General features: G+C 35.4%; 24 protein-coding genes. 20 read left to right on the forward strand and 4 right to left on the reverse strand.

Annotation, left to right across the window (positions count from 1 at the left end; genetic code table 11):
* Window positions 1–68 precede the first annotated feature (68 nt).
* Together ACH3PA_RS11460 and ACH3PA_RS11465 are read left to right on the forward strand one after the other, a co-directional pair.
* Window positions 69–1,001 (forward strand): peptidylprolyl isomerase, encoded by a 933-nt coding sequence (locus ACH3PA_RS11460; protein ID WP_416444114.1) that lies wholly within the window; start codon window positions 69–71, stop codon window positions 999–1,001.
* 125 nt (window positions 1,002–1,126) lie between these two features.
* Window positions 1,127–1,309 carry a 30S ribosomal protein THX gene (locus ACH3PA_RS11465; protein ID WP_416444112.1) on the forward strand — a complete coding sequence of 61 codons (183 nt, stop codon included), beginning with the start codon at window positions 1,127–1,129 and terminating at the stop codon, window positions 1,307–1,309.
* A gap of 106 nt (window positions 1,310–1,415) precedes the next feature.
* Here the strand turns inward: ACH3PA_RS11465 and yaaA are convergent, their stop codons facing one another.
* Complete coding sequence (gene yaaA, locus ACH3PA_RS11470; RefSeq protein ID WP_416444110.1) at window positions 1,416–2,180, reverse strand: peroxide stress protein YaaA; 765 nt, start codon at window positions 2,178–2,180, stop codon at window positions 1,416–1,418.
* Between the two features lie 94 nt (window positions 2,181–2,274).
* The gene (locus tag ACH3PA_RS11475) at window positions 2,275–2,961 is read right to left on the reverse strand and encodes an ABC transporter ATP-binding protein (RefSeq protein ID WP_416444108.1); all 687 of its coding nucleotides are present in this window, start codon (window positions 2,959–2,961) and stop codon (window positions 2,275–2,277) included.
* Between the two features lie 132 nt (window positions 2,962–3,093).
* Between ACH3PA_RS11475 and ACH3PA_RS11480 the strand changes: the two genes are divergently transcribed.
* From ACH3PA_RS11480 to ACH3PA_RS11495, 4 genes are all read left to right on the forward strand, one after another.
* Entirely contained in the window at window positions 3,094–3,813 is a 720-nt protein-coding gene (locus ACH3PA_RS11480; RefSeq protein WP_416444106.1) for a glycosyltransferase family 2 protein, read from the forward strand.
* 83 nt (window positions 3,814–3,896) lie between these two features.
* Window positions 3,897–4,574 (forward strand): ArnT family glycosyltransferase, encoded by a 678-nt coding sequence (locus ACH3PA_RS11485; protein WP_416444104.1) that lies wholly within the window; start codon window positions 3,897–3,899, stop codon window positions 4,572–4,574.
* A gap of 2 nt (window positions 4,575–4,576) precedes the next feature.
* Complete coding sequence (locus ACH3PA_RS11490; protein ID WP_416444102.1) at window positions 4,577–5,092, forward strand: hypothetical protein; 516 nt, start codon at window positions 4,577–4,579, stop codon at window positions 5,090–5,092.
* Window positions 5,093–5,135: 43 nt separating this feature from the next.
* Window positions 5,136–6,584, forward strand: coding sequence for an ArnT family glycosyltransferase (locus ACH3PA_RS11495; RefSeq protein WP_416444100.1), 1,449 nt, complete (start codon window positions 5,136–5,138; stop codon window positions 6,582–6,584).
* Here ACH3PA_RS11495 and ACH3PA_RS11500 read toward each other — a convergent pair.
* Window positions 6,571–7,341, reverse strand: a complete 771-nt coding sequence (locus ACH3PA_RS11500; RefSeq protein WP_416444098.1) for an O-methyltransferase — start codon at window positions 7,339–7,341, stop codon at window positions 6,571–6,573. The genes ACH3PA_RS11495 and ACH3PA_RS11500 overlap by 14 nt on opposite strands.
* Window positions 7,342–7,351: 10 nt before the next feature.
* Entirely contained in the window at window positions 7,352–9,226 is a 1,875-nt protein-coding gene (locus ACH3PA_RS11505; protein WP_416446610.1) for an ABC-F family ATP-binding cassette domain-containing protein, read from the reverse strand.
* A 103-nt stretch (window positions 9,227–9,329) separates the two neighbouring features.
* Here ACH3PA_RS11505 and ACH3PA_RS11510 point away from each other — a divergent pair, with 103 nt between their 5' ends.
* The 14 genes from ACH3PA_RS11510 to neuB are packed head-to-tail and all read left to right on the forward strand — an operon-like array spanning window position 9,330 to window position 24,182.
* Entirely contained in the window at window positions 9,330–10,124 is a 795-nt protein-coding gene (locus tag ACH3PA_RS11510) for a polysaccharide biosynthesis/export family protein (protein WP_416444096.1), read from the forward strand.
* Window positions 10,125–12,578: a polysaccharide biosynthesis tyrosine autokinase gene (locus ACH3PA_RS11515; protein ID WP_416448153.1), complete on the forward strand. Its 2,454-nt coding sequence runs from the start codon at window positions 10,125–10,127 to the stop codon at window positions 12,576–12,578.
* Between the two features lie 10 nt (window positions 12,579–12,588).
* On the forward strand, window positions 12,589–13,455 hold the full coding sequence (locus ACH3PA_RS11520) for an ABC transporter permease (RefSeq protein ID WP_416448154.1): 867 nt from the start codon (window positions 12,589–12,591) through the stop codon (window positions 13,453–13,455).
* Window positions 13,452–14,729, forward strand: a complete 1,278-nt coding sequence (locus ACH3PA_RS11525) for an ABC transporter ATP-binding protein (RefSeq protein ID WP_416448155.1) — start codon at window positions 13,452–13,454, stop codon at window positions 14,727–14,729. Before ACH3PA_RS11520 ends, ACH3PA_RS11525 begins: the two co-directional genes overlap by 4 nt.
* Window positions 14,722–15,441 (forward strand): hypothetical protein, encoded by a 720-nt coding sequence (locus ACH3PA_RS11530; protein WP_416448156.1) that lies wholly within the window; start codon window positions 14,722–14,724, stop codon window positions 15,439–15,441. The genes ACH3PA_RS11525 and ACH3PA_RS11530 overlap by 8 nt, the downstream gene beginning before the upstream one ends.
* Window positions 15,441–16,421 (forward strand): glycosyltransferase family 2 protein, encoded by a 981-nt coding sequence (locus tag ACH3PA_RS11535; protein WP_416448157.1) that lies wholly within the window; start codon window positions 15,441–15,443, stop codon window positions 16,419–16,421. Before ACH3PA_RS11530 ends, ACH3PA_RS11535 begins: the two co-directional genes overlap by 1 nt.
* Complete coding sequence (locus ACH3PA_RS11540) at window positions 16,418–17,242, forward strand: glycosyltransferase family 2 protein (protein ID WP_416448158.1); 825 nt, start codon at window positions 16,418–16,420, stop codon at window positions 17,240–17,242. Before ACH3PA_RS11535 ends, ACH3PA_RS11540 begins: the two co-directional genes overlap by 4 nt.
* Complete coding sequence (locus ACH3PA_RS11545; protein WP_416448159.1) at window positions 17,239–18,183, forward strand: glycosyltransferase family 2 protein; 945 nt, start codon at window positions 17,239–17,241, stop codon at window positions 18,181–18,183. Before ACH3PA_RS11540 ends, ACH3PA_RS11545 begins: the two co-directional genes overlap by 4 nt.
* Window positions 18,184–19,164, forward strand: a complete 981-nt coding sequence (locus ACH3PA_RS11550) for a glycosyltransferase family A protein (protein ID WP_416448160.1) — start codon at window positions 18,184–18,186, stop codon at window positions 19,162–19,164. It begins immediately after the preceding gene.
* Window positions 19,165–19,169: 5 nt separating this feature from the next.
* Window positions 19,170–20,273 carry a non-hydrolyzing UDP-N-acetylglucosamine 2-epimerase gene (gene wecB, locus ACH3PA_RS11555; protein WP_416448161.1) on the forward strand — a complete coding sequence of 368 codons (1,104 nt, stop codon included), beginning with the start codon at window positions 19,170–19,172 and terminating at the stop codon, window positions 20,271–20,273.
* A 1-nt stretch (window position 20,274) separates the two neighbouring features.
* On the forward strand, window positions 20,275–21,525 hold the full coding sequence (locus ACH3PA_RS11560; protein WP_416448162.1) for a UDP-glycosyltransferase: 1,251 nt from the start codon (window positions 20,275–20,277) through the stop codon (window positions 21,523–21,525).
* 4 nt (window positions 21,526–21,529) lie between these two features.
* Complete coding sequence (locus tag ACH3PA_RS11565; RefSeq protein WP_416448163.1) at window positions 21,530–22,420, forward strand: glycosyltransferase family 2 protein; 891 nt, start codon at window positions 21,530–21,532, stop codon at window positions 22,418–22,420.
* Window positions 22,413–23,084 carry a cytidylyltransferase domain-containing protein gene (locus tag ACH3PA_RS11570; protein WP_416448164.1) on the forward strand — a complete coding sequence of 224 codons (672 nt, stop codon included), beginning with the start codon at window positions 22,413–22,415 and terminating at the stop codon, window positions 23,082–23,084. Before ACH3PA_RS11565 ends, ACH3PA_RS11570 begins: the two co-directional genes overlap by 8 nt.
* A gap of 54 nt (window positions 23,085–23,138) precedes the next feature.
* Complete coding sequence (neuB, locus tag ACH3PA_RS11575) at window positions 23,139–24,182, forward strand: N-acetylneuraminate synthase (RefSeq protein ID WP_416448165.1); 1,044 nt, start codon at window positions 23,139–23,141, stop codon at window positions 24,180–24,182.
* Window positions 24,183–24,200: the final 18 nt, after the last annotated feature.

The raw sequence follows: 24,200 nt of genomic DNA on the forward strand, positions 1-24,200 counted from the left end.
AAATTAATACTAATTTTTAACCTTTACAGATAAGGCTTACCTTTGTCACTCAATTTTAAAATAGTGTCATGCAAGACGGAATATACGCGAAATTTCATACGCCTAAAGGCGAAATTTTAATCAAACTTACTCACGACAAAACTCCGGGAACGGTAGGGAACTTTGTTTCACTAGCCGAAGGGAATTTAGAAAATTCTGCTAAACCACAAGGAGAACCTTTTTATAACGGACTCAAATTTCACCGGGTTATACCTGATTTTATGATTCAGGGAGGAGATCCTAAAGGTACAGGCACAGGAGATCCCGGTTACAAATTTGATGATGAGTTTCATCAGGATTTGAGACATGATACGCCCGGAGTACTTTCTATGGCAAATTCTGGTCCTGGTTCTAACGGTAGTCAGTTTTTTATCACACATGTGGCTACACCATGGTTAGATAATAAGCACACAGTTTTTGGAAATGTTGTAGAAGGTCAGGATGTTGTTGATGCTATCGCGCAGGGTGATACTATGGACAAGGTTGAAATCATAAGAGTAGGAGAAGAAGCTGAAAAATGGAATTCTGTTGAGGCTTTTCGCACTTTTGAAGGCTCACGCGAGAAAAGACTAGCTGAGGAGAAAGCAAAACAAGCTGAAGAACTAGATAAAATAGCTAAAGGTTTTAAAGTTACAGATAGCGGTTTGCGTTACCAGATCATACAAGAGGGTAGTGGAGCAAAAGCTCAAAAAGGTAAAGTTGTTTCTGTACATTATAAAGGTCAGTTAGCAGATGGTACTGTATTTGACAGTTCGTACAAGCGCAACCAACCCATAGATTTTGAATTGGGCGTGGGTCAGGTAATTTCAGGATGGGATGAAGGTGTAGGTCTTTTAAAAGTAGGTGATAAAGCTCGCTTTGTAATTCCTTCTAACTTAGGTTACGGTAGTCGTGGTGCAGGTGGTGTTATTCCTCCAGATGCTACACTTATATTTGACGTAGAATTGATGGATGTAAAGTAAATTTTAAATACATACATTAAAAAAGCCCCTAAGTAGGGGCTTTTTTATGCTTTTTACCCGATTTTTTAGCAATTTTTTTAGGTTTTAAAAGTGGTAATTATTTAATTTTAAGAAAGTTAAAAATTATGGGAAAAGGAGATATAAAAACCAGGAGAGGTAAAATACATATTGGTTCTTATGGTAAGAGAAGAAAACGCAATTCTAAGAAAGCCACAGTAGCCGATGTGCCCACAAAACAAAATTCTACAAAGACCTTAAGTGCAGAGGAGCAAAAATCTTCATCAAAAGACAATCTTGTAGAAGGATAGTTAGGAAGATTGACTTTATAGTCATCCATATCTTATTAGGCCTGTCTATTTTCGAGATGTCACGCTATAAATATAGATAAAGGTTTAAAATGCCAGTATCGGCGTTTTATCTTACAAATACAAATTCATTTTTATCTGGGTTTGAGTATTGTTCGCTATAGCCATAGCCGTCATAATCAAAACCTTTTAGTTCATCTATAGAACTTACTTCTTTGTCAATAACATAGCGTACCATAGAGCCTCTGGCTTTTTTGGCATAAAAAGAAATGATTTTTAATTTACCGTTTTTGTAATCCTTGAAAATAGGAGTTATAACAGGAACCTTAAGTTTATCTGTTTTGACAGATTTGAAATATTCCTGACTAGCCAAGTTTAAGAAAATCTCATCATCAGCCAATTCCTCATTTAATTTTTTGGTTATTTTTTCGCCCCAAAAATCATATAAATCTTCATTTTTGCCTGATTTTAATTTAGTCCCCATTTCCAGACGGTAGGGTTGCATAAGGTCTAAAGGTTTCAATACACCATAAAGTCCGGAAAGAATACGCAACGTATTCTGTAAAAGGTCAAGCTTTTTTACGGGGATGGTATAGGCGTCAAGACCACTATAAACATCGCCATCAAAAGCATAAACAGCGGGGCGCGAATTTTCTTTTGTAAAAGGTGTTGTAAAAGATTTATAACGGTGGTAATTGAGATCAGCAAGTTTATCGCTAATACTCATTAGCTCTGAGATTTCAGCTTTAGTTTTGCGTTCAAGCTTCTTATTTAAAATTTCGGCCTGATCTAGAAAAATAGGCTGTGTGGCACGATTAGTAGGTAATTTTGATTCAAAATCGAGCGATTTTGCCGGGGAAACAACAATTTTCATATTCTTTATATCTACCGGCAAAAATAGGTATAACTGAAATTGTTAATGTCTATTTGATATAATTTTTTAGAATAGGTAATAACTGCAATTGATACTAGTGGGGATTGCGCTCATCACTTTCTATTAAACCATCTCGCAATCTTATGATACGGTGGGCGTGTTCTGCAATATCTTCCTCATGCGTTACCAAAATAACTGTATTTCCTGCTGCATGAATTTCATCAAATAAACTCATTATCTCTACAGATGTCTTTGAATCGAGGTTACCAGTAGGCTCATCTGCAAGTATAATAGACGGTTTGTTTACAAGTGCCCGCCCTACAGCCACACGCTGACGTTGTCCTCCTGAAAGCTGGTTAGGTTTATGATCCATACGATCTGCCAGGCCAACGTCTGTAAGAACTTCTTCTGCACGCTTTCTGCGATCTGGCTTAGAGTAACCTGCGTAAACCATAGGTAAAGCTACGTTATCTAAAGCGGTCGTTCTGGGAAGTAAATTAAAGGTCTGGAAAACGAAACCAATTTCTTTATTTCTAACTTCGGCAAGTTCGTCATCAGACATATCACTAACATCTCTGCCGTTGAGTACATAGGTGCCAGAAGTAGGAGTATCAAGACAACCAAGAAGATTCATTAAAGTAGATTTTCCTGATCCTGACGGACCCATAAACGCAACATATTCTCCTTTATCTATATCGAGGTCAATACCTTTAAGCACTTTTACAACCTCATTTCCTAAAGGGAAATCCCTTTTAATGTCTCTAATCTTAATTAAATTCATCTAAAATATTTATAACGAATATAGGGCATAAGTAGATCAAATTGAGATTTTGTTACAGAATGTCGCAGTAAATATGAATAAATGATGTCATTACTAAATCTAATATATTTGCCAGGTCGTTTAAAATAATTCATGAGCAAAACACTGTCTATTCTTGTTCCCGCTTATAATGAGGAAAACACTATTGTTGAACTTTTAGAAGTTCTTTTAAATTTAGATTTGAAACATTCCATAAATAAGGAGGTTATTGTGGTTGATGACGGCTCTAGTGATAATACTGTAAATCTTATTGAGCAATTTATACAAAGGTACCCTTCATTCAATATAAGGCTTATAAATCAACCTTATAACATGGGTAAAGGTGCAGCCCTGCACAAGGGAATAGAGAGTGCGACAGGTGATTTTATTATAATTCAGGATGCAGATCTTGAGTATGATCCTGAAGAATTCAATATTTTACTTCAGCCAATTTTATTGGGAAGGGCTGATGTCGTATATGGATCGAGATTTATGGGAGGTAACCCACACCGTATTTTATTTTTTTGGCATACAGTAGGAAATAAATTTCTCACATTTACTAGTAATATGTTCACAAATCTCAATCTTACTGATATGGAGAGTTGTTATAAGATGTTTAAAGCAGAGGTTCTTAAGAAGATAGTGCTGAAAGAAAAAAGATTTGGTTTTGAGCCCGAGATCACCGCTAAGATTGCAAGAATCCCGAAAATTAGAATTTATGAAGTGGGCATTTCATACTATGGGCGTACTTACGAGGAAGGGAAAAAAATTAACTGGAAAGATGGTTTTAGAGCTTTATGGTGTATTCTTAAATATAATCTTATCTCAATATAACCTTGTTTAAAAATATTTCATTCAATCATATTGCTATTCTTTGCGCATGTATTTCTTGCGTCTGTCTCTTATATAACTTTAAGTTGGGTTACAATAATAGGTATAATGCAGGTGGAGATGCTTTAGATTATATTTCATTAGGTACCGTTCTTGCAAAGACAGGATATTATGGTAAGGCAGAGGATTCAGATGATCACATATTGAATGATTTTCAGAATGGAAACGTTGAAAATAAATCTTATAAATTTAAAAAGCATAGCACTTGGAGACCTCCATTATGGCCTGGGCTTATTGCATTTGTTTTCCTGATATTTGGCTATAAGTTATTATATATTTTAATATTCAAAGTTGTTATACATCTTATTGGCGTTGGGTTGTTTTATAAAATACTACGGCTTCTAGAATATGACAAATGGTATATTTTAATAGGTGCTTTTATTTATTCGGTTAGTCCGGTTTACCAGATTTATGGCCGAGTATTCCTGGTAGAACCTTTAACTTTATTTATAATAACTGTATTTCTATATTATCTTTTGAAATGTCAAAAGAATACAAGGGGTTTTGCATTATTGGGATTAACGGGGGCATTAGTAATTTTATCTCATCCGTATTATATCTTCTTGCCTTTTACAATTTACTTAATGCTTGTCTTATCTAAGCAAATACAAACTAAACATTTTATCATTTCTTCTGTTATTTCTCTATTCATCGTAGCACTATGGCCAATAAGAAATGCAATAGTTCTAAAACAAATTCATTAATAATGACAACTTCTTCAGGAGCGGTTATGGCAAAAGGATGGAATAAAGAAGTACCACAACTTCATACAAATACCCAAGGTGATCTGGCAGATGAGGGCTTGGTGTTAAAAGAGGGGGAGGAAGTAAATGTTCAAAATGAAATTGATGCCTCAAAACAATATAGTCATTCGGTCGTACAATTTATAAAAGAGAATAAGAAGTTGATTGTGCCTATAATTCTTACGAAATTAAAAAGTGCTTTTAATCCTTTAGCAGAGACTCCAAAACCAGGAATACTGGAAACAGGAAGAGTAAGTTTTCATATACTAGCATTGCTGGCGTCTATTTTTCTACTATTTAGAGGGGCAGATTTAGTAAGAGCATTAAACATTTCACTTATCCTATCTACCGTTTTAATTGCTATTATAACATATTCCGGATTTCGGTTTAGATCACCTCAATTTGTACTCGAATTACTTTTAATAGTAGAATGCTTAAATAATTTGAAAAAGGAAATAAATAGGAGATTCTTTCTATAACGTATTAAATAAGACCGCACAGGGTTTTAAGTTATTCTATCAAATGTATTTAAAATATAGTAAAGCGGTTGCATTCATTATACTTTTCATAGGTCTTGTGCTGCGTTTATATTGTCAATTTATTAATTGGACATTTAATGGAGATGAAATTAATCTTGCCAGAAATATTATAAACAGATCATATGATCAACTTCTCTACCCATTAGATTATGGTCAAAGTGCTCCACCCCTTTTTCTTATTTTACAAAAAGCGGTTTTTATAGATGGTCATCCTGAGTTTTCGCTTAAAATATTGAATTTTATACTTTCAGCTTTAGGCCTTTTTCTATTCTTTGAAGTTGTTAGGAGATGTAAATACAGCATAGGTTACTTAAGTGCCTTGGCATTTATGTGCTGCTCACCTTTTGTTATTTATAATACACTTACATTAAAGCAATATTCTTTTGATTTGACATTAGGCATATTTTCAATTCTTCTTTTTACTAAAACTAATAAGTGGAAGCAACTTATATTTTTTATTATTTTTTGTTTAGTGAGTAATGTAGCCTCATTTTTCTGCGCTGGTATCGTCATCTGGAAAATAATTAAGCAGTGTAGATTTCCTTTAATTTTCGAGACAAAACTTGTCTATTCATACCTCCCTTATCTTGCGGCCCCCATACCGTACGTTATATTTTTTGTTTGGTTTATAAATCAAGAGGGAGCATCACAACTGCAGAGTTATATGATGCAATATTGGCAAAATTCTTTTCTGCCGTTAAACGGTGAGTTCTTTATCTGGACTTTCTACATGTTACACGGATTGATTGTGTATATTTTCTCCTCATATCTTATGATAGGAGTATTAATGGCTACAATATCTATACTAGGGTCTGGAGTCATATTACGTAATTTTTTTATTAAAAAGAACAATGATTTTATTAATGACTTTGTAGGGATTTATGCTTCTACTTTAGCTATTCATTTATTCTTATCTGCTCTCAAACTATATCCATTTTCTGATAGGTTATATGTTTATTTGGCTCCAGTATTTTATGTTTTGTTAGCTGAAGGTCTTGATTTATTAGTAGCTACAAAAAAATATAAAATTTTAGTGAACAGAGTACTGGTCCTTTTGATACCGCTTTTTATAATCTCTTTGTTGTTATCATACTTTCCTTATCAGGATAATGACATAAATCAACTTACCAAGGTGGTAAATAACAAAAAAGGAAAAATTTATATAACTAATAAGGCTATGTCCGCAATAAAGACCTGGCAAACTGTTATGGCAGATTATAAGACCGGAGAAGTGTTAAAGAATAGCACGTATTTGCCGCAAAAGAACTTTGCACACAATTCATTAATTGTATCGCGACAACAAATTAAATATGGTCACGATAATAGATATAGTAGTCCCGAACCAGAGATACAAAGTCTTTTAGAAAGCAATCTTATAGAAGTAGAAGAGAAATTAAATGGTTTTGTAATATATAAACCTAAAGCCGAATAGCAAAATGCTCTTCTCGCTGTTCTTTACGAAAGAAAACAAAACCTAACCAAAAACAATCTAGTGTAACCTGCACTTTGGGATGTGATTGTATGCATTTCCAGGCTTGCTGCATATCTTCAGACCAGTAGATGTCATCAAAAATCCAGACTGAATCATTAGTTGCAGTGGACAGCAGTTTTTCAAAATAGGCCAATGTAGCTTCTTTGCTATGGTTTCCATCAAAGTAAATGAGATCAAACTTCTTGTCGAGCAGATTATGTATGCTTTCTGTGAAATCACCTTTTAGTATTGATACATTTTCTACACCGGCAGCAATAAGTGAGTCGTTTGCTTTCGCGGAAGTTTCCGGGCAACCTTCAAGAGACGTGACTCTGGTGTTTTTGGCCAAAGCCAACGAAATTGTACTTAAACCCAGAGAAGTGCCCAGCTCCAGAATCTCTTTGGGCTCAAAATAATTAACCACACGATAAAGCAATTTCATTCTGTTATGCGTTGCTCCGGCGTGTTTTGCAATGTCTGAAACTTTTCTGTTATTAGATTTAAAAACCCGCGATCCAGAGCCAAAATCGGTTATTTTAAGGGTAAAATCGTCCCGTGATAAAGCGTTTTTGTAATTATTTAAAATATTATAATCGTCATACCTTGTCTTATCATAAAGACATTTGGTCACAAAATCATATACAAAGGGAGAATGTACACTGTGTTGATTTGTAGAACGCAATAAAAAAGACAGATATTTCTTTATTTGGAAAATCACCTAATAAAATTTACTCTTCCAGCTTTGCTCCCAGCTCAAACCAGCGCTCTGTTTTCTGCTCGATGGCTTCTTCAATATTCTTCAGTTCAAGAGAAGCTTTATTAATTTCATCGCCGGCGAGGTCTGGGTTTAAAAATTCTTTCTCTTTTGTAAGTTTATCCCGTTCTAACTGCGCGATTTCTCGTTCCAGTTTATTGTATTCCTTTTGCTCCTGATAAGAGAGGGTATTACTGGCAGTCTTCCAATTATCTTTTGTAGTAGATTTTTCAGTTTCTACCGCTTTTGGTTGCTCAGTTTCAGTTGAAATACTGGTGTCATAAGCCCTAAAATCGGAATAATTACCCGGAAAATCGTCTACAATACCGCTTCCGCGAAAAACAAAAAGGTGATCAACGATCTTATCCATGAAATACCTGTCATGAGAAACAACAAGCAGACAACCCGGAAAATCGAGTAGAAAACTTTCAAGGACATTGAGCGTTACAATATCAAGATCATTTGTAGGCTCATCGAGAATAAGAAAGTTAGGATTTTGAATCAAAACTGTACACAGGTACAAGCGTTTACGCTCACCCCCACTCAGTTTTTCAACAAAATCATATTGCTTTTTGCGGTCAAAGAGAAAACGCTCCAGCAATTGTTGTGCAGATATTTGCCTGCCTTTTTTTAACGGAATGTAATCACCAAACTCTCTAATGACATCAATAACTTTTTGACCATTTTTTATAGTAATTCCCTTTTGCGTATAATACCCAAAGCGGATAGTCTCACCTACTACAATTTTTCCGCCATCTGGCTCAAGGTTACCGGTAAGCATATTTAAGAATGTAGATTTACCGGTACCATTCTTACCAATAATCCCAATGCGCTCTCCTTTTTGAAAATTATATTCAAATTTATCAAGAATAACGCGTTGCTTAAACGATTTTGAGACTTTATGGAATTCAACAATTTTGCTGCCCAGGCGTTCCATATTCAGCTCCAGCTGTACTTCATGATCCTGACGGCGTTTGCTGGCACGGTCTTTTATTTCATGAAAATCATCAATGCGGGATTTTGATTTAGTTGTTCTAGCCTTGGGCTGCCGGCGCATCCAGTCTAATTCTTTCTTATATAATTGTTTTGCTTTCCCCGTTTCCGCTTCTTCGGTCGCAAGTCTGGCATCTCTTTTATCGAGATAATAGGAGTAATTGCCTTTATAACTATAAAGTTTCCCTTCATCAAGCTCTATGATCTCATTGCAAACACGCTCTAGAAAGTAACGGTCATGCGTTACCATAAATAAGGTGATATTTTCTTTGGCGAAATAAGTTTCTAACCATTCTATCATCTCGAGGTCAAGATGGTTGGTAGGTTCATCAAGAATTAGAAGATCTGGGCGATCTAGCAGAATTGTTGCTAGTGCTAAACGTTTTTTCTGCCCCCCGCTTAGTTTTTCAACCTTACGATCGAGATCTTCAAGCTTTAGCTGAGATAGAATTTGTTTGTATTGCGTTTCAAAATCCCATGCCTGCAGCGCTTCCATTTTATCAAAGGCTATTTGATAAGCATCTGCATCTTCCATATTTTCTAGGGCTTTCTCATAAGCCGCAATGACCTGAAGCGTCTCATTATCGCTGTCAAATATGGTTTCTTCTACAGTTAGATTTCCATCAAGATCAGGTTCCTGAGGTAAAAAGGATATTTTAATACCTTTTCTATACACCACCTGCCCGTCATCTGGCATGGCACTACCGGCCAATATTTGTAAAAGAGAAGTTTTACCGGTTCCATTTTTTGCTACTAAACCTATTTTTTGGTTTTCGCTTATTCCAAAAGATAATTCCTTAAAAAGTACCTTCTCGCCAAAGCTTTTGGCTACAGATTCAACCGAAACATAATTAATTGCGCTCATGCCGCGAATTTAATGGTAAAAAACCTAAAAAAAACTTCAAAATTTTATTATTAAAGTTGAAAACCTATATTTGTCAGATTGCAACCCCAGCTATATGAAATTGCCTACTGTTCTTATTCTTTTGATTTTATTTGCGACAGTATCTTCATGCATACCTACAAAAGATCTAACCTATTTACAGCAAAAAGGTTCACAGCAGGACAGTCTTGTCGCTATAACCCTGCAACAGCGCCCTTATCGCGTTCAGATAAATGATGTTTTAAGTATACGAGTAAAGGCTCTTGATCAAAAATTAGTTGAATTATTTAATCCTGTTTCTACGGGAACTGAAGGTGCTTCTTTAGGCGAGGGCTATTATTATGACGGTTTTGCGGTAGACAGGCATGGCAAAATAAGGGTTCCCACTTTGGGTGAAATTTCAGTTTTAGGATATACGGTTGAAGAAATACGTGAAATTATTGAGAAGAAACTTCTTGATGATTATTTTACTGAGGAAGCAAACATATTTGTTACAGTAAAATTAGCCGGGATTAAATATACAATTGCAGGTGAAGTAACCAGCCCTGGTACAAAGGTAGAATTAACAGAGCAGTTGACTTTAATGGAGGCGATTGCTAATAGCGGAGATATTTTAATAACAGGTGATCGTAAGGATATTGTTATTATACGGCAATACGCGGGTGGGCAATCTGTAAACCATATTGATCTCACGAGTATTGATGCGATGAACTCACCTTATTATTATGTTCAGCCTAATGATCTTATTCTGGTCAACCCGCTGCCTCAAAAATCATTTGGATCGGGAACGACTGGTTTGCAGTCATTTACTACAATTTTATCTATAGTAACAGCGCTCACAACTGCAATCCTTCTTTTTATACGGCTTTAGATGGAAGATGAATTTGAAATAAGAAATCAGCAGAATTTTTTTGATTTTAAAGGCTTTTTGATCAAAATATTGAGCTATTGGCCACTATTTCTAATCTGCCTGGCTATTGCATTTTATATTGCTCACTACATAAACGTAAGAAAGCAGACCGTGTATCGTATTAGTAATATGATAACGGTAAAAGATGATCAAAATCCCTTTTTTACAAGTAACACCAGTCTTACATTTAACTGGGGAGGCACTACAGATAAAGTACAAACGGCAGAAATATTATTAAAATCACGTAGTCATAATGAAGAAGTAGTACGTGAATTAAAATACTACATTGAATATCTTAGGCAAGGAGAATATCATCTGGAAGATGTTTATGGCAAAACACCTTTTAGTGTAGATATAAACACAAATAAGACACAGCTCATCAATAAAACATTGAAAGTTGTTTTCGTATCTGGTGATAGGTTCGAATTATCTATTGAATTTAACGGTGGTGACGGCGTTTTACAGGATTATAAAACTGACATGGACACTACTTTGTCTTTACCGAAACAGAACGTTTCATCACAGTATGCTTTAGGAGACCCAATTAATTTACCCTATTTAAATTTCAAATTACAGCCTACAGCGATAAAAGCAAAAGAAGGTGAAGAATATTATATCCGTTTTAATCAATTTGACAACGCTGTAAATAGATACAATAGCGTAAGTATTGAGCAAACCCCAAGAGGTTCAAGTATTTTGTCTCTTAATATGGTAGGGACCAATAAAAAAAGACTTGTTGATTACTTAAATACTTCAGTGCGTCTCTTGAGTGAAAGCCAATTGGAGAGAAAAAATCTATTTGCAACTAAAACAATTCAGTTCATAGATAGCAGCCTTGCGGCGAAAACAACTGAATTACAAAATGTACAGGATGAACTTAACTTTTTTCGTGATCAAAATAAAAGTGTGGGAATTTCTGGAGACGAAACAAGTTTAATTACTAAAATAACTGATTTAGACCTTCAAAAACAAAATATTGAACAGCAGTTACAAAATTATTCTTCTCTTCAAACTTATCTGCGTACACATCAAAACTACGCCACAGACTTTCCGGCACCATCTATCGCAGGGATAGGTGAAGGAATTATTAGTCAGGGAGTTGCTAGTCTGGTAGAACTTTCTGAGGAAAGGAACAGGTTGAAATATACAGCAAAACCAGGCAATCCTGTATTCAGCGATCTTGACAGGAGGATCGACGCAATTAAAAATGTTATTCTTGAAAATATACAATCTTCACAGGATTTAATGAGTGAAAGACTGAATGACATTCGGAGAAATATTGCCAATGCTGAAAGTCAGATGCGAACGCTTCCAAAGGAGCAACAAGAACTTTTAAGTATTCAGAGGAGATATAGCGTTAGCGAAAGTACATACGGGGTTTTTATGGAGAAGCGGAACGAGGCAGGAATTATAAAAGCTGCCAATGTTTCTGACATACAAGTAATAGATTCTGCAAAAGATACCGGGGGTGGTGCTATAGGTCCTAATACCAATACCAACTATGTGATGGCAGCCATCGCGGGATCTATAGTTCCTTTTGTATTTGTTTTCTTGTTGGTTTTTTTCGATAATAAAATTGGTAATCCTGATGAAATAAAAAATTTATCAAGAATACCGATCCTTGGCACAATAGGAAAAAGCACGCTGTCTACTAATTTAATCGTCCTTAAACAACCTAAATCTGCTATTGCGGAAGCCTTTAGAGGCTTGAGATCAAGTTTACAATTTATTTATAGAAATAATAATGTAACTGGGGCAAAAACGGTTATGGTAACCTCATCAGTAAGCGGGGAGGGTAAGACCTTTTGCTCAATAAACCTGGCTACAGTTTTCGCTCTTAGCGAAAGAAAAACGGTATTAGTAGGCTTAGACTTGAGAAAGCCAAAGATTTTTGATGACTTTGCATTACCCAATGAAATGGGAGTGGTAGACTTTCTTGTTGGGCGAAATAAACTTAATGAAGTTACCCAAAAAACTGAAATTCCACATTTAGACATTATTCTGGCGGGTGAAATTCCACCTAATCCTTCAGAGCTTTTAATGAGTGATCAAATGGATAGGTTAATGAAAGAATTGAAAGAGCAATATGATTATATAATTTTAGATACCCCGCCGGTAGGCCTAGTTGCAGATTCAATGGAGCTTCAGGTATATGCTGATGCTACTTTATATATTTTACGACAAAATTTTACAAATAAAGGACTGTTACATTTTATAAATGATAAGTATAAAAAAGGTGAGATAAGTAATATCAGTTTTGTGCTTAATTGTTTTAGAATGAAAGGGAAATATGGCTACGGTTACGGGTATGGTTACGGTTACGGTGCATATGGAAAAGGATACCATGAGGAAGAAAGGACAAGCTGGAATACTAAAGGCAGGCGCTTTATTAGAAAGCTAAAAAAACGGTTATAAAGTTGGGTAAATGAAAGAGAAGGACGATGACTGGTTATATGAGATAAAGGCAAGCCATAATCTGCTGGACCTTGATTTTAAAGAAATTTGGAGATACAGAGATCTTCTAGTACTTTTTGTGCGTCGCGATATTGTCGCAACTTATAAACAGACTATTCTGGGACCTCTGTGGTTTTTAATTCAGCCTTTGTTTACCTCTGTGATTTTTACATTAGTCTTTAATAATATAGCTTCAATATCTACTGGCACTGTACCACCGTTTTTATTTAACCTGGCTGGTATTACCCTGTGGGGATACTTTAAAGAATGCCTCATGACCTCTTCATCTACTTTCGCCACTAATGCTAATTTATTTGCTAAAGTGTATTTTCCCAGGCTTATTGCTCCCTTATCCCGGGCGATATCCAGTTTATTGAAATTAGCCATACAACTGACGATTTTTCTTTTTTTTTACCTGTTTTACCTGGGCAAGGGGTTTGATTTACAACCTGACGCAAAGCTGTGGCTGTTTCCTTTGCTGGTTTTGACCATGGCCATTTTGGGATTGGGATTGGGCATGATTATCTCCTCTCTAACCACAAAATATCGTGATCTCAGGATTTTGATCGAGTTTGCCGTACAACTCCTGATGTATATTTCTGCAGTGATGTATCCTATTGCCGAAGTCCAAAATAGCAGTACATTAAAGAGATATGCCTGGATTATAGAATACAATCCCATAGCGATTTTAGTAGAAAGTTTCCGGTTTATGACGTTGCGGGAAGGGATTTTTAATTGGGAAATGCTTGGATATTGTATTCTTACTAGCGTTACCTTATTTTTTGGAGGATTACTGGTATTTAATAAAACCGGAAAAACGTTTATTGATACTGTATGAGCACTATAATTCTCAAAGCAGAAAACATCTCAAAGCAATACCGTCTGGGGCTGGTAGGTAGCCGTACGCTGCGAGATGATTTAAAACGTATCTGGTACCACGCCCGGGGTAAAGAAAACCCGTTTCTAAAAGTAGGAGAAACCAATGATCGCAGTAAAAAGGGTAAAGGTGATTATGTCTGGGCTCTTAGGGATATCAATTTTGAATTGCAACAAGGAGAAGTTTTGGGTATCATTGGCAAAAACGGCGCGGGAAAATCAACCTTACTTAAGATCTTGTCGCGGGTAACTGCACCCACGACAGGAACCATAAAAAGCCGGGGGCGTATCGCTTCACTACTGGAAGTAGGAACTGGGTTTAATCCGGAACTTACCGGCCGGGAGAATATCTTTTTAAACGGGGCTATTTTAGGCATGACCAAGGCTGAAATCAGAACTAAATTTGATGAAATCGTGGCTTTTTCCGGGTGTGAACGTTATATTGATACGCCTACCAAGCGGTATTCCAGCGGGATGACGGTACGCCTGGCTTTTGCCGTTGCCGCACACTTGGAGCCGGAAATTTTGGTTGTGGATGAGGTTTTGGCTGTAGGCGATGCCGAATTTCAAAAGAAAGCTATTGGTAAAATGCAGGATATCTCCAAGGGCGAAGGCAGGACAGTGCTTTTTGTAAGTCATAATATGGCTAGCATTCAGAGTTTGTGTACACGGGCCATTTTATTAGAAAATGGGAAATTACTAGAAGATGGGCCGGTAAGAATGATTATAGATCAGTATCTTTCACACAATGCTACATTTAAAGGTAAGGATTTAATAAAAGAGATTAATGTGGAAGAGCGTACGGGAACAGGGTTAATAAAGATAAAGAATGTAGAACTTGTTCCCGGCACTAAAGCTTTGCCAACCACAGGAGCTCCGCTAACCATTGTATTTAATTTTGATAACCCTCAAAAAATCCCATTTAAAAATATCAACTTCGATTTTCGAATTGATGACCAGATAGGCCAGCGTCTGTTGTGGTTAAGTACGAGTACTTCAAATATGATGAGTGAAGAAGTTGCAGAACGCGTTTCTTTCCATTTTAAGAAATTGCCATTAAATTCTGGAAATTACCAGGTGACTTTACACTTAGCGGCGAAAAATGAAATTGCAGATTGGGCGAAAAATGCGTTTCAATTTCAGGTGGAGGAAGGATTTTTTTATGAAAATATGAAAAGTGTTGCAATAGAGCAGAGCAAGGTTTTAGTGGATTATAAACTTACAGTAAATGATTAACCGCTTTAAAAAATATTTTAAAGAGCTAAAACAAAATCAGGCCGCACTGAAGCATAATCAATTGCAGCTTTTTGCGCATCAACAATTGCAGGCCTTTGCTGGAGTTGATTTTATCCCCCATACAAGCTGGTCTATGACTCCTCAAGCGATTCTGCATATTTTAAATATTATTGTTTTAAAAGGCTGCAAAAATATTATTGAATTCGGTAGTGGTGCAACAACATTATATATTGCCAAAATGCTAAAGCAGCAAGGGATGGGGTGTCAATTCGTTTCGGTAGAATCAGATCCTGAATGGAAAAAGACTTTAGAGCGCCAGGTAAAAGCCATGCAGCTGGAAGACCAGGTAACTTTTATTTTTGCACCTTTAGAAAAAGTTCCTGAAAAATATGCTTTTGAAAGCCAGAAAACCTGGTACAGTACTGAAAAATTAGAAACGGCTTTGCAGGGATACAAGCATTTTGATCTGATCATTGTTGATGGACCCTTTGGCAGAAGTACACCTTTTGCCCGTTATAGTGCCTATCCTTTTTTAAGCTCAAAATCCGATTTAACGACCACCTGGTTTTTAGATGATACGTCCAGGCCGGAGGAAGCAGCAATTATTTCTGAATGGCAAATGCAAAGTGGATTAAAAAAGCAAAACTACAACAGGTATTCGCTATTAATGTGGGAATCTGCATTTGATATTATTCCTTATCGATTAGAATAATGGTACAGCCTTTAGTTTCCATCATAATTCCTACTTATAATCGAGCTCATTTGATTACTGAAACCTTAGATTCTATCTTAGTCCAAACTTACAAGAACTGGGAATGCATTATCGTAGATGACGGAAGCACAGATAATACAGAAGAAATTGTCCAGACTTACTTAGAAAATGATTCTCGATTTCAATACCATCATCGGCCTGAAGATCGGTTAAAAGGAGCCAATGCCTGTCGCAATTATGGCTTTGAATTGAGCAGAGGGGAATACATTCAGTGGTTTGACAGTGATGATTTGATGGAGAGGAATGCTCTTTCTTTTACAACTACAATTTTCATGAAACAACCTGAATTAGATTATTTAATTGGTACAACAGGTAAAATTCATAATGAGCAAATAATAGAAGAAATTATTAATCGTGATCCAGATCCTATCAAAGAAGAATCGTATCTCAGCATGTTTCTTCAATATAGATTACCATGGCCTATACTAAGTGGAGTATGGAAAAGAAGGGTCATTTACAAATTTCCTTTTGATGAAAATTTATTGAGATTACAAGATGTAGATTTTCACCTTCGTATTCTTTTAAGCAATAAATACCAAGGGAAAAGAATTTTTAAAATAATAAACTATTATAGAATAAATACTGAAAATAGAGTGACAAATTTAGATTTTTTAGATAAAGTTATATCCAGTTTTATGCTGTTTCACAAAAAGATTTTGACTTATGATTTAAAAGAAAATAAAAAATTCTTTAAAAAATTTATATTCTTTTTCCTTTTTAGATTTTTATATTCAAACGCGATATGTAACCTTGCTAAAATCAAAGAAGTTGAAAAGAACCTGATAAGTCAGGGGCTTGTAAGTGAAAAAGAAGCTTTTTTATTAAAGATAAGAAGAATAATAGCAGTTACTTCTCTTAGAAAAATTAAAGGAATGGGAAGATTTTCAACATTTTTACAGAAAAAAATAGATTATAATTGAGTTTTGTTTCTATCATAATCCCTTGTTATAATGATGCCATATATGTGAGGCGGGCAGTTTTATCTGCTAAAAATCAAACCTATAAGGATAAGGAGATAATTGTTGTAGACGATGGGTCTAATAGTCCAACTAAAGAAGTTCTGCGAAATTTAAGTCAGTCAATAGATAAATTAATTGTTCAGGAAAATAAAGGTTTAAGCGCTGCTAGAAACGCAGGTATAAAAGCATCACAGGGGGACTTAATTGTAGTATTAGATTCGGATGATTTTTTTGCTCCAGAGTTTTGTCAAAAAGCAGTTTATATAAAGAAAAATCTAGATTATAAAATTATAACCTGTTATGCAAACCTGTTTGATTCTTCAGGGGTGTTAAGCCTTTATAAACCACGAGGTGGAACAATTAAAAATTTTTTATTTTCTAATTCAGCAATAGGAAATTCGCTCTTTTCTAAAGAGGATTGGGAAAAAATAGGGGGTTATGATGAAAATATGACTAAAGGTTTTGAAGATTGGGAATTTTATATCCGTCTTTTGAAGGATTCTGGTGAAGCTTATGTAATTAAAGAACCTCTTTTTAATTATCGGCAGAAAAAAACCTCTATGCGGAAAGAAGCTAATGCCATAAAATATGAGTTGTGGAGATATATTTTTCTAAAACATAATAAGCTTTATATCGAGTATTATAATGAGTTTGTAAATTTTTTCCTTGAAAAAATACAACAAGAAGAAGCTGAAAAAATTAAGAATCTCGAGCGTAAAGAATTTTTAATTGGTCAGGCTCTTCTAAAGCCAATTAGATACTTAAAATCAAAGTTATCTTGAACTCTACTGTCATCATATTACTTGCTACCTATAATCGAGCACACCTTATTGAGGAAACACTAAGCTCTATTCAAAATCAAACCTATGCTTATTTTGAATGTTTTATAACTGATGACCGGTCTACAGATAATACAAAAGACGTTGTACAGGCTTTTTGTCAAAAGGATTCTCGTTTTAAATATTTTTTAAAACCAGAAACCTATCCTCCGGGATTATCAGCAACTCGTAATTTTGGGCTTGATTTAGCTGAAAAAAGTAATGTGGAATTTATTCAGTTTTTTGATGATGATGATATTATGCATCCTCAAAAATTAAAAAATCAAATAGAAGTTTTTTTTAAAGATGCTTCAATAGATGTCGTCAATTGTAAATATCAGGGTTTTAGTGGTAGTTTTGAGTTGAAAAATCATACTTTTCATGGTCAAATGAATATTGCTTCAGAAAATCCAGAAAAAGACTTTTTGTTAGGAAATATTACAATTAATTCCTGTGGCCCTATTTTTAAAGTAAAACTATTGAAAGACATCCGCTTTGATTTGGAATTAAAATATACCGCAGAAGAGCGAGAATTTTATTTAAGACTTTTTTTTTTAAAGAGACCTAACTATAAGGTCATAAATGAAGATCTTTTCTTTTATCGGCATCATCAAATAAGCATTACAGCAAACACAAGAAACCAACTTGAAAAAAAAGGAACGTTTATTCGTTTAGATGAGAAGCTTTGGGATTTTTTAATTGATAATAACTTAATTCCCATTAGTGTCTTGTCATATTTTATCAAGCGCTTTTTATTAGATAATTATAACAGAGAATATTTGGCGAAAATAAAAGTTTATATCCGGAATGAATCAACCCTACACTATCTTTCAAAAAAGAAACTTTTAGCAATTATGAACTTGCACAAATTTTATAGAAAATTGATCTACAAGATACTTCAATAAATGAGAGCTGGGGTTAATCCTGAAAAATATAAATTAGAAAAAAACAAGAAGTTTTATCACAGGATTATTATGCCGGTATATATTCCTAATGTTGAGGAGGAATATTATCAAAATATGCCATTGGTTTTAAAAATTGTTTTAGAACAGCTTTTTAATACAATAAATCCATTAATTACTTCAGTTACTTTAATAAATAATAATTCTTGTCAAACTATAGAGAAGGTCATTTTATCCTTTTTATCCAAAATAAATAAATATGTGAAATACAGTGAAAATAAAGGTAAAGTAAACGCAGTGCTCACTGAAGCTCGTGGTGCCTATGAACCTTTTATAACTATTGTTGATGCAGATGTAATACTTATTGCAGGTTGGGAAAATGCTGTTTTCTCTATATTTCGACAGTTTCCTAAAGCTGGTGTGGTCGCCCCTTTACCTTGTCCAGGTTTAGCCTTTAATCATAATAGTAGTGTCTTCTATGAGCACTATTTATTTGGTAAAATAAAATATGATCAAATTTTAGAGAAAAAAGATATTCAATTTTATTTAGAAGGTTTAGGAAATCCTGCTATTTTAAATCGAGATAATAGACCATATCACTGGTATGAAAAACAATATTATCTAGATAATAATGGAATAAAGGCCATAATAGGAGCCGGACATTTTGTGGCAACGTATCGTGCCCAACTTTTTAAAAAAGAAAATAACTTCCCTGAACTTAAATTTAAAAATGGTTATGAAAATGAGTTTATAGATATATTGGCTGATAAATATGGCTATTATAGGCTTTCTACTATAACTACCTATGCCTATCATCTAGGTAATTCTTTAGATGATAATGTGAAGGAATTATGTAAAATGGAAGGTTCGGCACTTACCTTTGATCTAATATCTCCACAAAAGAAATTATTAAAAAGGGCACTTTCTCCATTTATATGGAGACAATTCTTTTTTAAAGTGCTGAAAAAAGTTTTGAAACTTTAGTTAATATGAAAAATATCCTGGTTTGTTTAGGCACCCGTCCTGAAGCTATAAAAATGGCTCCGGTATTATTAGAACTAAAGCGTAAAAACCTACCCCATAAATTATGTATTACTGCTCAACACCGGGAATTACTAGATCCTGTATTAAATTTTTTTTCACTTAAAGTAGATTATGACTTAAACCTTATGCAGGCTGATCAATCCTTAAATGGTTTAAGTGCTGCTATTTTAAAGGAAATAGATGGGGTTTTGACTAAAGAAAAACCGGCTCTTGTATTTGTACATGGTGATACAACAACATCGGTAATGGTTGCAATAGCTGCTTTTCACAGAGGGTGCCAGGTAGGCCATGTAGAGGCCGGATTAAGAACATATGATAAACAAAACCCTTTCCCGGAAGAATTAAATCGCCAACTGACAGCTCGTATTGCCGATTTTCATTTTGCACCGGGAGAACGTGCATTAAAAAATTTAAAGCAGGAAGGGGTCTCCCGCGCCTTGGTTACAGGCAATACCGTTATCGATGCCTTGAAAATTGCCCTAAACAAAATAGAAAAGGGATATACAAGTAAACCAATAGAAAATCTTAAAAAACAAATTGATTTTAGTAAAAAAATTATCTTAGTAACCGGCCATCGCAGGGAAAATTTCGGGGCAGGTTTTTCCAATATTTGTAAAGCTTTGTTAGAAATTGCAGGGCAAAAAAATGCAGAACTTATTTATCCGGTTCATTTAAATCCTAACGTGCAGGGCCCAGTTTATAAGATGCTTTTAAATCAGCCGGGTATTCATTTAATTGATCCGCTTGATTATCCGGACTTTATCTGGCTTATGGCTAAAGCTGATCTTATCATTTCTGATTCCGGTGGAATTCAGGAAGAAGCGCCTTCATTAGGAATTCCGGTACTGGTTACACGCACCGCAACAGAACGTGTAGAAAGTTTAAAAACAGGGCGTTCTTATTTAGTAGGAACAAATACCGGACAAATTGTTAAAAAGACAATTGCAATCTTAAGCCAGGGGAGCAAATTAACCAAAGAAAATCCCTATGGCGATGGTAAAGCCGCTGTTCGTATTGTCGATTTTTTAGAGACTCTTATAGCAAATTAATTTGGAGAAAAAGAAAAGCATACTAATACTCGCCGAATCAATTCAGGTTGAAGATAGTAGTGGCTCAAAAGCCAATGTTGCTTTTATAAAAAATTTACATAAGGCTGGGTTTGTCATTACTGTGTATCATTATAACAGATCAGTTATTTTTCTTCCGGAAATTGCTACTACATCTGTAAAAGAAAGAAAAAAAATATACTATTTCCTCAGCCGGACACAACGCATTTTTCAGAGAATTACAGGTTTAATGATTTCCAAATTTTTAGAAAATTGTTTTGGTTTCTCCTTTACTTTCAAGAATGATGTTAAAAGTATGGTTGCTGCATTAGATCATGAAAAACCGGAAAATTACGACCTGATCATTACATTAAGTAAAGGCGCCAGTTATCGTACCCATGCAGCCTTGCTAAAACTTCCTCAATGGCACGAAAAATGGCTGGCGTATATTCATGATCCATACCCGTTTCACTGGTATCCACCGCCTTACGATTGGTTAGAATCCGGTCACAATCAAAAAGAAGCTTTTTTTCTAAAGATTGCTCAAAAAGCCCAATTTTTAGGGTATCCTTCCCGATTATTGGCGGAATGGATGGGGAGATTTAATTCACTTTTTGAGGAAAAATCAGTTGTTTTGCCTCACCAGGTTATTACTTCTAGTGAACAAAGTGAATTGCCGGGATATTTTAAAAAAGAAAAATTTACGGTGCTTCATGCCGGAAATTTGCTTAAACAACGAGATCCATATCCATTGATAAAGGCCTGGGAAAAATTTTTAGAAGCAAATCCTGAAGCTCATAAAAATATACAGCTTCTGCTTATTGGTCCGGGTTCGTACCATGAGCCAGTACTTACCAAGCGTTGTAATCAAATTAGTTCAATATACAGAAGTAGCGGTTATTTAAAATATGCTACGGTACAAACTTTAGAAAAAAATGCTGCAGTCAATATGGTTTTAGAAGCCCGGGCAGCAATAAGCCCTTTTCTACCGGCAAAAGTTCCAGGGTTAATTCAAGCTAATCATTGTATTTTACATCTGGGGCCTAAAAAAAGCGAAACCCGAAGATTGCTTGGAGAAGATTATCCTTGGGTAACAGCAGCAGATGATGCCGAAAAAATAACCAATCTGTTATTAAAATTATATGATATCTGGAAAGAAAATCCACATCAACTCCTTTTAAATCGCAAAGACCTTGAAGATTATTTTTCTGCAGAGTACCTGAAAAAACAGATTCAATACCTTTGTGAAAATTAATTTAATGGCAGAGGCCTCCATTTGTATAGTTTCCAAAGATCGAAAAGAGGAGCTTTTCAAAACCTTATGTATTTTAAAAAAATACCTTAACACTGTTTGCGAAATCCACGTCTTTCTTGACAACTGTACCGACAACTCAGCGAGTTTAAAACAGGATTTCCCCGAGGTAATCTGGTATGAAAGTTCAAAGCAAATCGGTCCTTCAAGAGCCCGGCATCGGTTATTTAATGAGGCAAAGGGCGATTATATTTTTGGTTTTGATGATGATGCACATCCCCTAAATGCAGACTTTATCAAAAAGGCAATCCACATTTTTCAGCACGAACCTGATCTGGCAGTACTCAGTTTTGAGGAACTGAAAGGTATTTTTAATAACGATGCGGAAGCTTTAAAATTCCATGTCCCAGAGCAGCAATTTTACTGTAATGCGTTTACGGGTTGTGGTTTTGCCGTGAGAAAATCGGCTTACCAACAGATAAAAGGATTTCCGGAGTGGATGGATATCTATGGCGAAGAAGCCTGCGTTTCCATTCAGTTTATAGAAAAAGGATTTAAAATATGTTATACTTCAGCGATCAGTGTAAACCACCGGGTAAACCGGGAGCACCGAAGGACCGGGGGCAGTAATGCGTTTCGTTTTGAAAAGCAATTATGCCATGCCGGGATGTATTTTTTAATATATTACCCCATATTTTTAATTCCTAAAAAGTTGTTTAAGTTGTTTTGGCACAACCTGGTAAAATACGCTTTTACCGACTGGCGTTTTTTTAAAGGGTATTGCATGGGGAAACTTTGTTTATGGATAAACCTTCCTAAAGCACTCAAAAATCGTCATGCTGTTAGTCTAAAAACGGTAAAAAGTATCAATACATTACCGCCACCTAAGTATGGTTAAAAAGTTTAAATACCTCCCCATAATCCCAGCCAGAGCAGGATCTCAACGCTTAGCCGGCAAGAATATGCGATTGCTGGGAGGAATGCCCCTAATTGGTCATAGCATTTCTTTCGCGAAAGCGAATAGTTTAAGAAATATAGTCGTAACTACAAATGATGCTGAGGTAAGCAACTATGCTCAGCAAGAAGGAGTAGGGGTAATTGAAAGGCCAGATCATTTGGCCGGCGACCGTGAACCTACCATAACAGCTGTGCAACATGCATTAGAACAGCAAGAACAAGAATATAATGCCATAATTTTGTTACAACCTACAAATCCCTTACGGCCAAAAAACTTGCTACAAAAAGCTTTAAAAGAATTTGAAGAGGGGAATTATGACAGCCTTATGACAGTTAGCAAATCTGATAAAAAATTAGGTCGAATTGTTAATAATTCTTTCATTCCCTTTAATTATGAGATTGGCCAAAGGAGTCAGGATATGGAGCCATTATATTATGAAAACGGACTTCTTTATATAATCAAGACTGAAGTCATAAAAGAAGGGAAAATATTAGGAGAGAAGAATTGTCCTTTTTTTGTAAACCATCCTTTTGCGGAAATTGATATTGATACTTTAACTGATTTTAAAAAGGCTGAGGCCTATTTAAAAGCCGACTTTGAATAAACAGCATCCTTTGTGCTTAGCTTTCTTTATATTGCTATGCCTAAAAATCTACAAATGAATCCCCACATTGAAATAGCAGGTCGTAAAATTGGTATTGATTTCCCGCCATTGGTCATTGCAGAGATTGGGATAAATCACGAAGGCTCACTTATTGTTGCTAAAGAAATGGTTGATGCAGCTTATAGAGCAGGAGCGGAAGTGGTAAAACATCAAACCCATATTGTGGAAGATGAGATGAGTGGGGCAGCAAAAAAAGTTATTCCGGGTAACGCAGATGTGTCCATCTATGATATTATGGCTCGCTGTGCACTAAATGAAAATGATGAGCTGGCATTAAAAAAATATGTTGAAGAAAAAGGGATGATCTTTATTTCTACTCCTTTTTCAAGAGCTGCGGCAAATAGGCTGCACTCCATGAATGTTGCTGCGTATAAAATAGGTTCAGGAGAATGTAATAATTATCCGCTTTTAAAGCATATAGCCGCATTTGGTAAGCCTGTAATTTTAAGTACGGGGATGAACACAATAGATAGTGTTGCAAAAGCAGTACAAATTTTTAAAGATGCTGATACTCCTCTGGCACTTTTACATACCACAAATCTATATCCTACACCAGCGCATTTGGTGAGATTGGGCGCGATGTCTCAACTTCACAAAGCTTTCCCACACCATCCTTTTGGTCTTTCAGATCATACCTTGAGTAATCACGCTTGTTTAGGTGCGGTTGCATTAGGTGCTTCTATATTAGAGCGGCATTTTACAGACCATAAATCAAGAACAGGGCCAGATATTGTGTGTTCTATGGATGAGCAGCAATGTGCTGATCTTATTTCAGGAAGTAGATTAATTTGGCAAATGCGTGGCGGAGTTAAAGAACCGGCAAAAGAAGAACAGGTCACTATAAATTTTGCCTTTGCTACAGTTTGTTCTATAAAACCCATAGCAAAAGGAGAAGTTTTCACAGCAGATAATCTATGGGTAAAGCGCCCGGGAACTGGTGAAATACTTGCTAAAGATTATGAAAATCTGCTTGGCAAAAAAGCGGCATGTGATATCCCTGATGATTACCAACTTAATTATAACGATATTCAGGATTAATATATTTTCGAAAAAATT

Source organism: Leeuwenhoekiella sp. A2 (genome assembly GCF_047946655.1).
GTDB lineage: Bacteria > Bacteroidota > Bacteroidia > Flavobacteriales > Flavobacteriaceae > Leeuwenhoekiella.